This is a genomic window from Prosthecobacter sp. (assembly GCF_044227185.1).
In the GTDB taxonomy this organism is placed as follows: domain Bacteria; phylum Verrucomicrobiota; class Verrucomicrobiia; order Verrucomicrobiales; family Verrucomicrobiaceae; genus Prosthecobacter.
The window spans coordinates 210,663-224,928 of record NZ_JBGAFO010000004.1 but is presented as its reverse complement, the minus strand read 5'-3'; the positions used below and the strand labels follow the sequence as shown (position 1 = coordinate 224,928).

Annotated in this window: 13 protein-coding genes; 9 read left to right on the top strand and 4 right to left on the bottom strand. The window is 62.7% G+C overall.

All coding sequences use genetic code 11. The annotated features are described in order from the left end of the window. Positions 1-14: 14 nt before the first annotated feature. Positions 15-995, bottom strand: a complete 981-nt coding sequence (locus ACILSQ_RS11555; protein WP_395743781.1) for a hypothetical protein — start codon at positions 993-995, stop codon at positions 15-17. A 111-nt stretch (positions 996-1,106) separates the two neighbouring features. On the opposite strand from ACILSQ_RS11555, the gene ACILSQ_RS11550 reads away from it, so the two are divergent. Next, positions 1,107-2,450, top strand: coding sequence for a neutral/alkaline non-lysosomal ceramidase N-terminal domain-containing protein (locus ACILSQ_RS11550; protein ID WP_395743780.1), 1,344 nt, complete (start codon positions 1,107-1,109; stop codon positions 2,448-2,450). A 1-nt stretch (position 2,451) separates the two neighbouring features. Here the strand turns inward: ACILSQ_RS11550 and ACILSQ_RS11545 are convergent, their stop codons facing one another. After that, positions 2,452-3,159: a DUF1080 domain-containing protein gene (locus ACILSQ_RS11545; protein WP_395743779.1), complete on the bottom strand. Its 708-nt coding sequence runs from the start codon at positions 3,157-3,159 to the stop codon at positions 2,452-2,454. Further along, entirely contained in the window at positions 3,156-4,601 is a 1,446-nt protein-coding gene (locus ACILSQ_RS11540; RefSeq protein ID WP_395743778.1) for an amidohydrolase family protein, read from the bottom strand. Before ACILSQ_RS11540 ends, ACILSQ_RS11545 begins: the two co-directional genes overlap by 4 nt. 280 nt (positions 4,602-4,881) lie before the next feature. On the opposite strand from ACILSQ_RS11540, the gene ACILSQ_RS11535 reads away from it, so the two are divergent. Then, positions 4,882-5,307 carry a 3D domain-containing protein gene (locus ACILSQ_RS11535; RefSeq protein WP_395743777.1) on the top strand — a complete coding sequence of 142 codons (426 nt, stop codon included), beginning with the start codon at positions 4,882-4,884 and terminating at the stop codon, positions 5,305-5,307. A 132-nt stretch (positions 5,308-5,439) separates the two neighbouring features. Here the strand turns inward: ACILSQ_RS11535 and ACILSQ_RS11530 are convergent, their stop codons facing one another. Beyond that, entirely contained in the window at positions 5,440-6,816 is a 1,377-nt protein-coding gene (locus ACILSQ_RS11530; RefSeq protein WP_395743776.1) for a DUF1501 domain-containing protein, read from the bottom strand. 165 nt (positions 6,817-6,981) lie between these two features. Between ACILSQ_RS11530 and purM the strand changes: the two genes are divergently transcribed. From purM to ACILSQ_RS11495, 7 genes are all read left to right on the top strand, one after another. Further along, complete coding sequence (purM, locus tag ACILSQ_RS11525; protein WP_395743775.1) at positions 6,982-7,983, top strand: phosphoribosylformylglycinamidine cyclo-ligase; 1,002 nt, start codon at positions 6,982-6,984, stop codon at positions 7,981-7,983. A 35-nt stretch (positions 7,984-8,018) separates the two neighbouring features. Next, positions 8,019-8,696 carry an SGNH/GDSL hydrolase family protein gene (locus ACILSQ_RS11520; RefSeq protein ID WP_395743774.1) on the top strand — a complete coding sequence of 226 codons (678 nt, stop codon included), beginning with the start codon at positions 8,019-8,021 and terminating at the stop codon, positions 8,694-8,696. Between the two features lie 227 nt (positions 8,697-8,923). Further along, positions 8,924-10,192: a hypothetical protein gene (locus ACILSQ_RS11515; RefSeq protein ID WP_395743773.1), complete on the top strand. Its 1,269-nt coding sequence runs from the start codon at positions 8,924-8,926 to the stop codon at positions 10,190-10,192. A 52-nt stretch (positions 10,193-10,244) separates the two neighbouring features. Continuing rightward, on the top strand, positions 10,245-11,537 hold the full coding sequence (lysA, locus tag ACILSQ_RS11510; RefSeq protein ID WP_395743772.1) for a diaminopimelate decarboxylase: 1,293 nt from the start codon (positions 10,245-10,247) through the stop codon (positions 11,535-11,537). 64 nt (positions 11,538-11,601) lie between these two features. After that, on the top strand, positions 11,602-12,525 hold the full coding sequence (gene metF / locus ACILSQ_RS11505) for a methylenetetrahydrofolate reductase [NAD(P)H] (RefSeq protein WP_395743771.1): 924 nt from the start codon (positions 11,602-11,604) through the stop codon (positions 12,523-12,525). Continuing rightward, positions 12,522-13,469 carry an ROK family protein gene (locus ACILSQ_RS11500; RefSeq protein WP_395743770.1) on the top strand — a complete coding sequence of 316 codons (948 nt, stop codon included), beginning with the start codon at positions 12,522-12,524 and terminating at the stop codon, positions 13,467-13,469. Before metF ends, ACILSQ_RS11500 begins: the two co-directional genes overlap by 4 nt. 180 nt (positions 13,470-13,649) lie before the next feature. Further along, positions 13,650-14,207: an acyltransferase gene (locus ACILSQ_RS11495; RefSeq protein ID WP_395743769.1), complete on the top strand. Its 558-nt coding sequence runs from the start codon at positions 13,650-13,652 to the stop codon at positions 14,205-14,207. Positions 14,208-14,266 lie beyond the last annotated feature (59 nt).

The window sequence follows — 14,266 nt, the reverse complement described above, 5'->3', positions numbered from 1 at the left end:
CCTGGCTTTGTCGTTCACGCCAGAGGCAGGTCCGATTGCGCACGACAGTATGCATCATGCACGGCGCGCACCGCCTCGGCTTCCGGATGCACAATGCCGCTGCCTAGATCCTTGATGAACCGGCACGAGGCGTATTTGGGCGAGCGCTGGTCATAGGCCTCGATCCACTGCTGCCGCAGAGGCACGTGTTCCTTGGGGAAGGGCCATTTGGATTTTGGCAGGCTCAGCGGCACTTTGTATTTCATTCGCCAGTACTTCGGGCTCACCCGTGCGCGGAAGCATCCCTGCACCGCGCACAGCCGCACGAATCTCTTGTCGGCGTTCAGCGCCTCCAGCGCTTCTTTGGCCGCATCGCCGGCCGGGTCGAAGAGATCATGCATGGCCAGCAGGCGGTATCCCGCGGGAGTTTCATACACACGCAGATACCAGGCTGGACGGCCGGTGGAAAAAGCCTCAATGGCCGTCAACGCCTCCTCTTTGGCCTGGGCCTCCGCCCTGGAAAGCCGCTGCTTGTTGATCTGACCCATGATCGCCGAGGCCAGCCAGGGCAGGCCGATGACCAGACCCAGGCCGGCCATGACCGATTTCGTCAGGATGCCGGTCACCACGCCGAGAACGACCAGCAGCAGGCAGCCTCTCAGGCTCATCTGCAGCATTCCCTGCGGAGACGCATCCACATCGGCAAAGAAAACATCAGGCGTGTTCAGGCACAGCGACCCATAACTGTTGCGCGTGATCACTGCATTCCCGTGTTGTGACACCACTTCTTCGCGGATGGGCACGTTGTCCACGCAGTCGTAAGCGGCTTTTGGCTCCCTTCGCCTCAGCTTCTCACCCGACTCGATCCGCGTCATCGCTTCCTGCGCCCGCTGGTCGGCCAGCAGCTGCGCATCCTCCTGACTGATGTCGGACCATCCCCAGCGCTGCACCGTGATTTGGCGCGAAGGGGTCTTGTGCTGCAGGCGTGCTTCAGCCCAGTAATAGGGAATGACCATGTGGTGAGAGTGGACGAAGGCGCCGCGATGTCAAAGTACGGGCTGAGGTGGCCTCACTAGGCACTGCTCGAAGGTGGCTAGCTTTGTCAGCTTCAATGCGTACCGTAGCGCATGAAACTGATCTGCCTCGCTCTCCTCCTGCCGCCTTTCTCACTTTCTGCAGCCTGGCAGGCCGGCGCGGCCAAAGCCGACATCACGCCCCCAGAGCCAGTGCCCCTCGCCGGCTACGGCGGCAAGACCCGCATGTCCCAGCGCGTGGAGCATCCCATCTGGCTGAAAGCGCTCGCGCTCAAGGATGACTCCGGCGCCACCTCCGTCCTCGTCACCGCAGACCTCGTCGGATTGAGCGACAAAATGATCACGATCATTGCGAAGGCCGCTCAGGAAAAACACGGCATCCCGCGTGAGCGCCTGATCTTGAACACCTCGCACAACCACTCCTGTCCCGTCACGGAGGACGTGCTCTGGCTCTACTATGAGTTCACGCCGGAGGAGACCGCGGTGAAGGACCGCTACACCGCCAGGGTCTATGCAAAGTATGAAGAAGTCATCGGCGCAGCCATTGCAAACCTCGCGCCCGCAGAGCTCGCCTTTGAGCAGGGCCTCGCCGGAGTCGCCGTGAACCGCCGCCGCTCTCGTGGCCCGGAGAGCCGCGCCCTCGGCGGTCAGGTGGATCAAGACGTCCCCGTCATCACCGTCAAATCCGGCAGCGATCTCAAAGCCATCCTCTTCGGCTACTCCTGCCACACCACCGCCCTGGGCGGCCTCAGCATCAATGGCGACTACGCCGGTTTCGCGCAGCTCGAACTGGAAAAGTCCTTCCCCGGCTCCATCGCCATGTTTGTGCAAAATTGCGGCGGCGATGCCAATCCACTCCCACGCATTCGCGGCAAGGATAAAGACATGGAGGCCACCGAACTCGCCCGCATGTATGGAAGCGTTCTCGCCGAAGGCGTGCGCCAGGTCGTCGCCGGCAAAATGAATCCTCTCAGCGGCCCCATCCACGCCGCCATGGGAGAAACAAAACTCCTGCTGCAGCCCGGCATTCCTCTCGAAGAACTCAAGCAGCGCCTCCCCAATCTCACCGGCATGCCCAGGCGCGAGTTCGAGCACTTCATCCGCCAGTACGAAACCCTCGGCTCACCCCCGGACCGCATTCAATATCCCGTTCAGGTGTGGCGCTTCGGCGCAGATTTTCAGTTCATCGCACTGACTGGCGAAACCGTGGTCGATTACTCCCTCAAATTCAAAGCCGCTTATGGCTGGAACAGCACCTGGGTTTGCGGTTACAACAACGACCTCACCAGCTACATCCCCAGCCTCCGTGTACTCAAGGAAGGCGGCTATGAAGGCGCCACCGGCATGTTCGAATACGGCCACCGCGCCCCCTACACCGAGACCGTGGAGGAATTGATCACCACCAAGGTCCAGGACCTGATGCAGCAGACGAAGTAGCTTACTTCCCCACCACCGGAGCCGTCTGCTCCGGCGTCACCATGCCGCCAGGCAGCTCCAGAATGCGGATGTTCTTGAAATGAATCTCCGCCCCCTCCGACTCCAGGCACAGGTACCCTTTGCGCACCGTGGACTGGCTGATCCCGTTCACAAACTTCCCGTTGATCGAGAGCTTCACCGTCCCATCCACGCACACCACATCATACGTGTTCCACTCGCCCTTGCCTTTGCAGCGCATCTCCCAGGACATGCTGCGTCGTCCGCGCGGATTGTCCGGCACGCCCTCCAGCCCGTTCGCGCCAAACAGCTCTCCTGAGACATAGCCTGGGTGATTCGGCTGGCCGTCTTTTCCCGGATGCAGCTTCGGCCACTCCAGCTCCAGCATCTGCACCTCCATGCCCTTGGGCAGGTTTCGCCCCTCCGTCACGGCCCCCTCGCTCCACACAAACACGCCGGAGTTTCCGCCCGCCTCCATGTGCATCCATTCGATGTGCAGCATGAAGTTCTCATACTGCTTCTCGCTGCGCATCACGCCGATCGGCTGTCCTTTGCAAATCAGCATTCCATCCTTCACGCTCCACGTCTCCTTGCTCGTGTTCACATCCACCCAGCCGGTGAGATCCTTGCCGTTAAAAAGATCCCGCCACTGCGGTACGTCTTCTGCGAGCAGGGCGGTGCCAAAGAGGAGGCTTAGAAGAATGGATTTCATGGGTTGATTCTTACAGCGCATCCAGGACGGGCTTCTTTCACGAGTTTGCCTTCCAGCACGACGGGAACGCCGTTCACGATGACATGCGGAATGCCGGCGGAAGGTGTCGTTGGCGACTCAAAGGTGGCGCGATCAATCACCGTCGCTGGATTGAAAACGGTGATGTCCGCGTCGGCTCCCAGGGCGATGCGGCCTTTGTTTTTCATCATCGGAACGTATCCCTCCAGCCGCTGCGCGGGCAGGATCGTCATCTTGGCCAGTGCATCCATCAGCGGCAGCAGCTTCTTTTCGCGTGAGTAGTGCCCCAGCACGCGTGCGAAGGTCCCCGCGCCGCGCGGATGGCCTGTGCCATCGATGAAGGGAACCCCGTCGCTCGCGATCATCACACCCGGATGCGCGATGGCCATCTCCACGTTTTCATCCTTCATCATGTAAATGATCACCCAGCCGCCCTCCTTGCGGTAGCGTTCGAAACTCTCCTGTGTCAGCCGTTCACCCGTCGCGGCCCAGGCGAGATCCCCGTAGTCGATCTTGAGATTGGCCTGCCAGCCGGGATTAAACATCGCGGACTCCAGCACGGTGGACGCGGCGGTGTAGGGATACACCTCCGTGCTGATGTCCATGCCCGCGGTCTTGCTGGCATCGATGAGTTTCAAAACCTCCCTCATGTCGCCGATGGCGCTGCTGCCGATGTGTACGATGTGCAGCGCCGCATCGGTCGCTTTGGCGGCGTTGATCGTCTCCTCGATTGCGGCGATGCCAAAGGCGCGCGTATGCACAAACGCCGGCACTCGGCGCTCCGCGGCGATGCGAAACATGGCTTCGATCTCGCTCGGTGCGGCGGCAGGCGTGTAGTTGATGCCAAAGCCAATGCCCAGCGCTCCCTCATCGAGCCCACGCTTGATCGCATCTCCCATGAGCTTGAGTTCCGCATCCGTCGCCACCTTGTTCGCTCCATCAGGCTTTGCACCGAGTCCCGCGACCTTGGCGCGGTTGACCGCCCAGTGGCCGATCTCCATCCCCGGATGAAATGCGGCAAAGCGCGCGGCGATGTGGCCCACCGTGGCTCCGTAGTTCAGCGGTGCCGTGCCTTCCATTGAACGATACCACGCCGCCACCGGATACACACCTGCTTCCAGGTCGAGCACCGTGGTGACACCATCACAGGCTTTGATCTGCATGTCACTCGTGGTCTGTCCATGTGCATGGAGGTCGATGAAGCCCGGTGCGACGACCTGTCCCTTCACATCCAGAATTCTTTTACCGGCGAGCGGCGTGTGGGAGATCGCGGCGATCTTCCCGCCACGAATGCCAAGATGGCGTACCGCGTCCAGACGAGTCGCCGGGTCCATCACTCGGCCGTTGTTAAGTACGAGGTCGTATTCTTCCGCGAAACATGGGCTGATGTGAAGACACACCGCGAGGAGCAAAAACAATCTCATGACGGGAAAAACGGCAGGCCATGGGCGATTCCTTCGCCTCCGAGGCTCTGGGAAGGATACAGCTTATAATTTTTATGGGGAATGCTGAGGGTGCCTTTAGGGAGCTCAAAAAGATCGAACACCTCCGCGCACCCCATGTCTGATTCTTCACCCCCGGGCGTGCAAAATGACGCCGCCCAAAAACCCCCAAATGACTAACCTCCGCTTGTTCCTGTTGGCCGCGCTCTGCGCGGGTTGTGCTTCCTGCCAGAGTGTTTCCAAGGTCGCCCCACGAAAGCTCGTGAGCGTGCGTTCCGGCAGCACCATCAGCAATGTGAAGACAACCGCCTACACTCAAAGTGAAAGCGACCACATCGTTTACGGTGCCAAAAGCGCCGTTGGCAGCACCCTCAAATTCGGCGCTGTGCGCAGCGCTGCCACCGACTGGTCCGTTTACCCCGTCGGCACCCAGTTCAAAATTGAAGGCGAATCCTGCGTTTATCAGGTGGACGACTACGGCTCCGCTCTCGTCGGCACCCGCACCATCGACCTCTACCGTCCTTCCAAGGCCTCCATGAATGAATGGGGTGCCCGCAATGTGAACATTAAGGTGCTCAAATGGGGCTCCTTCGACCAGAGCCTCGCCATCATGAAGCCGCGTGAGGGCGTCAAGCCCCACATCCGCCAGATGGTCTCCGCCATCGAGAACCGCACTCCCGCTTCTTGATGAGCCTCCCGTGATCGCGTGTTTCGCCGCAGCGCATCGCAGTCCGCAGCCGCCGTATTGTAGTACCGGGTTCGCTTCGCGGCTTCGCAGCAGCCGGTTCCGGGCGCGCCACCCAGCGCTGCGGCAGCCGCTTCACAGCAGCTCCGCCATCACCCTGCCACCCTCATGCACGATCGGTCGCGGGCGGCCCTGCGGATCGATCCAGTTCGTATTCTGTTCGATTCCCAGATGGTGAAACACCGTCGCGGCGAGATCTCCCGGCGCCACGCGGCGGGAGTCGATCTCTCCGCCATGCTTGTCCGTGCTGCCGATCACCTGTCCATGGCGCAAGCCACCGCCCGCCATCACCATCGACATCACACGCGGCCAGTGGTCGCGGCCCGCATTTTTGTTGATCACCGGACTGCGTCCAAACTCGCCCATCATCAGAATCAGCGTGCTGTCCAGCAGCCCACGGTCTTCGAGATCAGTGACAATGGCATGCAGCGTGCGGTCCACACTCGGCAGCAGCGGTGTGAGGCCTTTCTTGATGCCGCCCCACTTCACCTCATCGCCATGGTGGTCAAAATAGCCCCACGCACCGCTCACGGTCACAAAGGTGGAGCCCGCTTCGATGAGCCTCCGCGCTAGCAGCGCCTTTTCGCCGATGCTGTCGCGCCCGTATCGGTCCCGCATCGCGGCAGGTTCTTCCTCCAGATTCAGCGCCCGCTGCGCACTGCCCGCCATCAGCACTTCATAAGCCTGCTGCGTGAAGTGGTCTGCTGAGGCGATGGACTCATTCGCGCCAATGCCGCGCTTCCACTGGTCCATTTGCTCCGCCAGCTCACGGCGGTTGCCAAGGCGTTCAAGGCTCAGCCCGTCCACCAGTTTGAGCCGCCCCGCCAGATCCTTGCCGCTCACCGGATTGAAGGCATTGCCCATGTGGCCCGCGCCCCAGATGTCGGCGGGCAGTGAATCCGCCAGCGCCACATACCCTGGAATGCCCGGCGCATTGGCCCCGCGAAACTTCGCGGCGATCGAGCCCATGGATGGATAGCCGCCGCCATCGCGCCCGTCATTCGTGCGCCGTGCCAGCGGGTTGCAGGCCTGCATGGTGATGGGCGTGTGATCGCTCGCGCTGCAGTCCACCGAGCGCACCAGCGTCAGCCGGTCCATGATCTTCGCCGTCAGCGGCAGATGCTCGCACACATGAATCCCCGGCACCTTCGTCGGGATGTGCCCAAAGGGACCGCGGATCTCGCTCGGCGCCTCCGGTTTCGGATCCCACATGTCGATGTGGCTCGGTCCGCCCGAGAGCCAGAAGAGCACCACATTCGTCTTCCGCGTCACCTGTCCCGCCGCTGCGGCCAGCGCCTGCTGCTGAAAGAGAGAGGGCAGGGAAATCCCCGCCAGTCCGGCGAGCCCCGTCTGCAAAAAGCCCCGCCGGGTCGAGCCGACGCGCAGCAAATCGCCGCCCGCCGGGCTGAAAGCCTGTGAAATGCTCGTGGGTGGGGGGAGGCCGGTTTTCATGCGCGTAAAGGCAGGAGGCTGAACAACCTACGTCGCCAGATCGCCGCCCTTGCGTCGGCCACCCAAATCGTTCCCGCAGGGCAGGGGAGGGCGCCTCCCCCGCCCGCCAAGTTTCCGTTTGAGCCCCACCCGCTTTCGGGCTAGTCAGCAGGCCACCTTTTTTCCATGAGCAGCTCCTCCGCACACACCTACAAACAAGCCGGCGTCGACATCCACGAAGCAGCATCGCTCGTCGATGACATCGGCGTCCTGGTGAAGCGCACCCAGCAGAAGCGGAAGCTGGCCAATCCCTTCGGCCTCTTCGCCGCCGCCTACGACCTCAGCGGCTACAAGCACCCCATCATCCTCACCGGATGCGACGGCGTCGGCACCAAGATCGAGCTCCTCCTCAAGCACGACCAGCTCGAAGCCGCCGGCAAAGACCTCGTCGCCATGAACGTGAACGATGTCCTCACCACCGGTGCGGACCCCATCATGTTCCTCGACTACGTGGGCATCCCCAAGATCCAGAAGACCCAGATCACCCGCATCATCGCCGGCATGACCGAATACCTCGAGGCCTGCAATTGCATCCTCGCTGGCGGTGAAACGGCCGAAATGCCCGGCATGGTGCCCGAAGGCATGGTCGAGCTCAGCGGCTTCGCCATCGGCGCCTGCGAAAAGGAAGACCTGCTTGATCCCGGCACCATCGCCGCGGGCGACGTCCTCATCGGCTGGCCCAGCGCCGGCTTCCACGCCAATGGCTTCAGCCTCGTCCGCCGCATCATCGAGAAGGAAAACATCCAGTTCAGCGAGGACGAAATGCGCACCCTCCTGCTGCCCACGCTGCTTTATCATGAGCAGCCCGCCGCTCTCAAAGCCGCAGGCATCCGCCCGAAGGCCATGGCCCACATCACCGGCGGCGGCCTCCCCGAAAACCTTGGCCGCATGTTCCTCAAGCGCGGTCTCGGCGCCAATCTGCGCATCCCCTTCTGGCAAAACGACGTCGTGCAGAAGGTCCTCCGCCACGCCGACAAAAAGGACGCCATCGACACCTTCAACATGGGCCTCGGCTGGGTCGCCATCGTCTCCGCGGCAGACGCCGACAAAGCCCTCACCTGCGGCAAGAACGCCAAAATCATTGGCGAGATGGACAACAGCGGCCAGGTCGGCGTCGAGATCGTCTGAAAGATTGAGCGCTCTGGGGCAGTGAAGGCAGTTCCATGAACCGCCTCACCACCGCTCTCGCATTCCTTCTCATCCTCGTCAGTGCCTCCGCGCAGCAGCCCGCCAAGGCCAAGCGTCCGCCCAGTCCCGCGATGGACCCCATCCAGGATGTCGCGGGCCTCCCGCGCGTCCTGCTCATCGGCGACTCCATCTCCATCGGCTACACCCTCCCCGTGCGGAAGCTCCTGGAGGGCAAGGCCAACGTCCACCGCATTCCCACCAATGGCGGCCCTACTAAAAACGGCGTGGCAAACATCGCCAAATGGCTCGGCACCAGCAAATGGGACGTCATCCACTTCAACTGGGGCATCCACGACCTCAAGTTCATGCCCGATGGCAAACGCCAGGTCGAGCCCGCCGACTACGAGGCCAATCTCCGCAGCCTCGTCGCTACTTTGAAGAAGACCGGCGCCAAGCTCATCTGGGCCACCACCACCCCCATCCCCGACGGCGACCTCAATCCACCCCGCAAGTTCGGCCAGGTCAAAGAATACAACGAAATCGCCGCCAAAGTGATGACTGAAAACGGCGTCGCCATCGACGACCTCAACGCCCACATCACCCCCAAGCTCGCCACGCTGCAAAACCCGCACGACGTGCATTACTCCGCCGCCGGCAGCGAGTACCTCGCCCAGCAGGTCGCCGCAGAAATCACCAAGGCGCTCGGCAAGTAAGACAGAGTCCGGCAGCATCGCCGCTTTCAAACGCACCACAGCCTTTGGAAAGCCCAGCGCCCAGGAGCGCGGGCCTCCGAGCCCGCAGCAGGTGGCAGACACCCGCAGCCATCTTCTCGTCCCAACCGGTGCTAGAAGCACCAGCGGTTACAAACCCCGCCCCCGATTGTGCCGTGCCCCGGCGGCATTCGTGTGCATGATAGTGGCCAACCCAACCCGCACCCGCCATGAATCCCTCGTTCACGCGCCGCCTATTCGTCACCCTGTTTGCCTTGCTGTTGGGCAGCTCACTTCTCCACGCGGCCCCGCCCGCCACGGACCCCGCCCCCGCCCCCGCCGCCAAGCTCAAGGAGTCCATGCTTCTCCCCGGCGTCAGCCTTTCCCAGGGCATCTCCGAGATCACCGGCGTCGCCATCAGTCCCCTCATGGGCGTCAGCGTCATGGGCGTGTGGACTTATTACAAAACGGAGCCCCACCTGCGCCATCGCCTGCCGTGGTACTGCCACCCTGGCGTCTGGGGCACCGGCCTCGTCCTTCTTGCCATCTGCTTCCTCAAAGACTTCCTGGGCGCCGCCGCCCCGGCGCTCGTCAAAAAGCCCCTCGACTTCTTGGAGCTCTTCGAAAACAAAGTGAGCGCCCTCGTCGCCAGCGTCGGTTTTGTCCCCCTCGTGGCCCTCGCCATGGCCCACTTTGAAAAAGCGCAGCCCCAGGCCTTGAATGAATTCGCGGGCTCCGGCCTCGCCGTCATGCCCCTGGCCAGCCTCATCGACTTCAGCGTCCACACTCCCTGGATCTCCATCCCGGTCGCCATCGTGGCCTTCTTGGTCGTCTGGCTCAGCTCTCACGCCATCAATGTCCTCATCGCCCTCTCGCCCTTCGGCATTGTCGATGCCGGCCTCAAGCTCGTGAAACTCTCCCTCATGGCCCTCGTCGCCGGCGCCACCCTCATCCATCCCTATGCCGGTGCCGCCGTCTCGCTCGTCCTCATCCTCATCGGCCTCCTCTTCGCGGGCTGGTCCTTCCGCCTCACTCTCTTCGGCACTCTCATGGGCCGCGATTTCCTGCTCAACAAACGCGCCGCCGCCACCGATCTCGAAGGTGGCGTGAAAGGCTTCCTCGCCCGCCGCACTCAGGGGGTCCCCGTGCGCACCATGGTCAGGCTCAGGCAGGACCCCTCCGGCACCCCTGTCCTCACCTACCACCCCTGGCTGGTTCTTCCGGAACGCCGCATTCCCGTGCCGGACGCCGGCATGGTCATCTACAAAGGTCTGCTGCATCCCTCGCTCGCCCACCGTCCAGACGAGGTCGCCGCCACGCCGCGCAGCACCCTCATCCTCCTCCCGCGTTACCGCCGGGTGGAGGAAGACATCGCCCGCCGCTTCGGCTGCCAGGAGGTCGTGGATGGCGCCCTCCTTCGGGGCTTCAAAGCCATGCGCCAGTGGCTGGTGGACATGCTCTCCTCCGGCCGGAAACTCGTGGAAATGCGTCCCAGTTGAACCTTAGCAGAGTTGCACCGGGCTGATTCCCGCCTATCTACGCGGCCCGCTTATGCACAGCTTCCGCTACCACCAAGGCCAGTTATTCGCCGAAAACGTCCCCCTGCAGTCCCTTGCCGAGAAACACGGCACGCCTCTCTACGTGTATTCAAAGGCCACCATCACCGGCCACTACACCCGTCTGGACGCCTCCCTGGCCAAGCTGAACCACCTCATCTGCTATGCGGTGAAGGCCAACTCCAACATCGCCGTCCTCAGCACCATCGCCAAACTCGGCGGCGGTTTCGACATCGTCTCCGCCGGTGAGCTCTACCGCGTCATCAAGGCCGGTGGCGATCCCGCCAAGTGCACCTTCGCCGGCGTCGGCAAAACCCGCGATGAAATCGAGTACGCCCTCAAGCAGGGCATCTACAGCTTCAATGCCGAGTCCGAGGCCGAGCTGCATTACATCAATCAGGTCGCCGGCGAGCTCGGCATGAAGGCCCCTGTCGCTGTCCGCGTGAATCCCAACGTGGATGCCAAGACCCACGCCAAAATCACCACCGGCAAGAGCGAAAACAAATTCGGCATCGACTTCGACCAGATCCTCGACGTCTACGCCCGCGTCGCCTCCGAGTGCCCAAACCTGGTCATCAAAGGCCTGCAGATGCACATCGGCTCGCAGCTCACCAATGTCGCGCCCTTCCTTGAGGCCGTGCAGAAGGTCATCCCCCTCGTCACCCAGGTGAAGCAGAAGTACGGCATCGAGTTCTTTAGCATCGGCGGCGGCATCGGCATCAACTACAAGCAGAGCCTCGACTCCGGCGATGTCACCTGGTGGCAGGAAAACGCCGAGGTCCACCCCCTCACCATCCAGGCCTACGCCGAGGCCGTCGTCCCCCACCTTGAGCCTCTCGGCCTCCGCATTCTGTGCGAGCCCGGCCGCTTCATGGTCGGCAATGCCGGCACCATGCTCACCAAGGTGCTCTATGAAAAGCGCGGCTCCGCCAAGACCTTCAAGATCGTCGATGCCGGCATGAATGACCTCATCCGCCCCACGCTCTATGAAGGCTGGCACCAGATCGTTCCGCTGAAGCAGCCCGCGGACGCCACCGTCGAGAAAGTGGATGTCGTCGGCCCCATCTGCGAGTCTGGCGACTTCCTCGCCCAGAACCGCGAAATCCCCCTCGTCAAAGAAGGCGAATACCTCGCCGTCCTCAGCGCCGGTGCCTACGGCTTCACCATGGCCTCAAACTACAACACCCGCCCCATGCCCGCCGAGATCCTCGTCGATGGCGACAAGGCCACCGTTGTCCGCGAGCGCCAGACCCTCGAAGACGTCCTCAAAGGCGAGCACCTCGCCTGATAAACAGGGAACAGATAAACCGGGAACAGAGAACAGAGAACCGGGAACAAAGAAACCGCACTCGATGCACATCGCCGACATTCTCAAAGCCCAGCGTCCCACGCTCTCGTTTGAATTCTTCCCGCCCAAAACGGCGGAGGCTTCCGAGGCGCTGTATCAGACCATCGGCGAGCTGGAGGCCTTCAAGCCCTCCTTTGTCAGCGTCACCTACGGCGCGGGCGGCTCCACCCGCGAGCTGACGCACGACCTCGTGGTCCGCATCAAAAAGACCACCACGCTCGACCCCGTCCCGCACCTCACCTGTGTTTGCCACAGCGAGGGAGACATTGAGTCCATTCTGGAGCGTTACGCAGAAGCGGGCGTCAGCAACATCCTCGCCCTCGGCGGCGATCCTCCCCGGAACCTCGCCAACTACGACCGCGCCAAGGACGCCTTCCAGCACGCGGCTGACCTGGTGGCCTTCATCCGCAAATTCATCGACACCGGCGCGCATCCTGACCCGCGCGGCTTCGGCATCGGCGTCGCCGGTTTCCCCGAAGGCCATCCCACCACGCCCAACCGCGTTCTGGAAATGGACTACCTCAAGGCCAAGGTCGATGCCGGTGCCGACTACATCTGCACCCAGCTCTTCTTCGACAACCACGACTTCTACGACTTCCGCGAGCGCTGCCAGCTCGCCGGTATCAACATCCCCATCATCGCCGGCATCATGCCCATCACCAGCGCCTCCGGCATGCGCCGCATGGCCGAGCTCGCCGCCGGTGCCCGTTATCCTGCCAAGCTGCTGCGCGCCATCCAGCGTTGCGGCAATGACGAGGCAGCAGTGCAGAAGGTCGGCGTCCACTACGCCACCGAGCAGTGCCGCGACCTCCTCGACCACGGCGTGGACGGCATCCATTTCTACACCCTCAACAAATCCCACGCCACGCGCGAGATCTACTCCAGCCTCGGCATCCGGGACTCCGCCGCCGTGCGTCCGCAATCATGAGCGAAGAAGCCCCTCTCATCGCCGCCATCGAGGCCGGCGGCACCAAGTTCGTCTGCGCTGTCGGCACCGGCCCTCACGACATGCGGGATGTCACCCGCATCCCCACCACCACGCCGGAAGACACCCTCGCGGGCGTCACCCGCTTCCTCTCCATGGCCAAGTCGAAGTACGGCTCCATCGCCGCCATCGGCATCGGCTCCTTCGGCCCCATCGATCTCGACAGGAAAAGCGAGACCTACGGCTACATCACCTCCACGCCCAAGCCCGGCTGGCAGTTCACCAACATCGTCCCCAAGCTCCAGGACCGCTACCACGTCCCCGTCGCCTGGGACACCGACGTCAATGCCGCCGTCCTCGGCGAATACCTCTGGGGCGCCGGGCAGGACACGGATCCTCTCATCTACATCACCGTCGGCACCGGCGTGGGCGGCGGCGTCCTGGTCAATGGCCAGCTCCTCCACGGCCTGCTTCATCCCGAGATCGGCCATCTCCTAGTGCCGCCTCCGCAGAACTCCTCCGCCATCCAGCAGGCCTGCCACTGCCCCTTTCACAAGAGCTGCGTCGAAGGTTACATCTGCGGTCCCGCCCTCGCGTCCCGCTGGGGTGTCAAGGCGGAGGCCCTCCCTCCCGACCACCCCGCCTGGGAGGAGGTCGCAGACGTCATGGCGCACGCCTTGCTCAATCTCACCCTCAGCATCTGCCCGAAGCGCATCATTCTCGGCGGCGGCGTCATGAGCCAGGAGCATATCCTGCCGCTCATTCGCGGTCAGCTTCACAAGCTCAACAACGGCTACCTCCGCGTCCCCGAACTCGGCCGCAGCATCGATGACTTCATCGTCGCCCCCGGCCTCGGCGCCCGCTCAGGCCTTCTCGGTGCCCTCGCGCTCGGCAAGTATGAGCTCGACCGCCATCTGAAGGAGCACGCCGCGGCAGCCTCCGTGTGAAGGCGGCCGACTCCAGATCGGCACTTCAAAAATCGAAAATCGCCGCCGCGGAGTCGGAGGTGGACTCAGCCTTTAAGGGTTGTCTTAGCAGCGCTTCGGAAAAAACGGCCTGAGCTTGTGTCGTTGATAAGGTCGGGCGGCAGCATGTCCCCGGCCTGACGATAGCGACGACCCATTACGATGAACATCCTCAATCGACTGTCCTCCATTCCTGGGCGCCTTTTTCCAGCCTACTGCCGGATTAAGAAAGTCGTCATCGCGGGCAAAGGGTATGTGAGCGGTCGCTGGCCGGTCATTCGCAATCTCGGCACCTTTCGCCTCGGCAGCGGCGTTTGCTTCCGGTCCTTCCGCACCAAAACCAGGATCGACGTTCTCAAAAACGCCACCCTCACCATCGGCGACGGCTGCTTCATCAATGACGGTGTAAACATCTGCTGCTCCATCTCCATCACCCTCGGGCCGTACGTCAAAATCGCCGATTGGGCCGTCGTCTACGACACCGATTTCCACCCCATCGATCCCTCCACACCCGTTCATTCGGAGAGCGTCACCGTTGGCAAAAACGTCTGGATCGGCGCCCGCGCCATGATCCTTCCCGGCAGCACCATCGGAGATCATTCCATCATCGCCGCCGGCGCCATCGTGCGCGGCGCCATCCCCCCGCGCAGCATCGCCGCCGGCATCCCCGCCAAAGTCATCAAAACCTTCGACTGCCCCGACGACTGGGTCCGGCCCTGATCCTTCGACGATCGCTCACCCAGCGCGGCATAAGCAGCTCGCCCCCTCGGCCAAATGCC

Bases quoted from the DNA above. Each gene is read 5' to 3' on its own strand.
- ACILSQ_RS11550 (WP_395743780.1), top strand. From the start codon at position 1,107: ATGAAACTGATCTGCCTCGCTCTCCTCCTGCCGCCTTTCTCACTTTCT.
- ACILSQ_RS11500 (WP_395743770.1), top strand. From the start codon at position 12,522: ATGAGCGAAGAAGCCCCTCTCATCGCCGCCATCGAGGCCGGCGGCACC.
- ACILSQ_RS11515 (WP_395743773.1), top strand. From the start codon at position 8,924: ATGAATCCCTCGTTCACGCGCCGCCTATTCGTCACCCTGTTTGCCTTG.
- ACILSQ_RS11530 (WP_395743776.1), bottom strand. From the start codon at position 6,816: ATGAAAACCGGCCTCCCCCCACCCACGAGCATTTCACAGGCTTTCAGC.
- ACILSQ_RS11495 (WP_395743769.1), top strand. From the start codon at position 13,650: ATGAACATCCTCAATCGACTGTCCTCCATTCCTGGGCGCCTTTTTCCA.
- ACILSQ_RS11520 (WP_395743774.1), top strand. From the start codon at position 8,019: ATGAACCGCCTCACCACCGCTCTCGCATTCCTTCTCATCCTCGTCAGT.
- ACILSQ_RS11555 (WP_395743781.1), bottom strand. From the start codon at position 995: ATGGTCATTCCCTATTACTGGGCTGAAGCACGCCTGCAGCACAAGACC.
- metF (WP_395743771.1), top strand. From the start codon at position 11,602: ATGCACATCGCCGACATTCTCAAAGCCCAGCGTCCCACGCTCTCGTTT.
- ACILSQ_RS11540 (WP_395743778.1), bottom strand. From the start codon at position 4,601: ATGAGATTGTTTTTGCTCCTCGCGGTGTGTCTTCACATCAGCCCATGT.
- ACILSQ_RS11545 (WP_395743779.1), bottom strand. From the start codon at position 3,159: ATGAAATCCATTCTTCTAAGCCTCCTCTTTGGCACCGCCCTGCTCGCA.
- purM (WP_395743775.1), top strand. From the start codon at position 6,982: ATGAGCAGCTCCTCCGCACACACCTACAAACAAGCCGGCGTCGACATC.
- lysA (WP_395743772.1), top strand. From the start codon at position 10,245: ATGCACAGCTTCCGCTACCACCAAGGCCAGTTATTCGCCGAAAACGTC.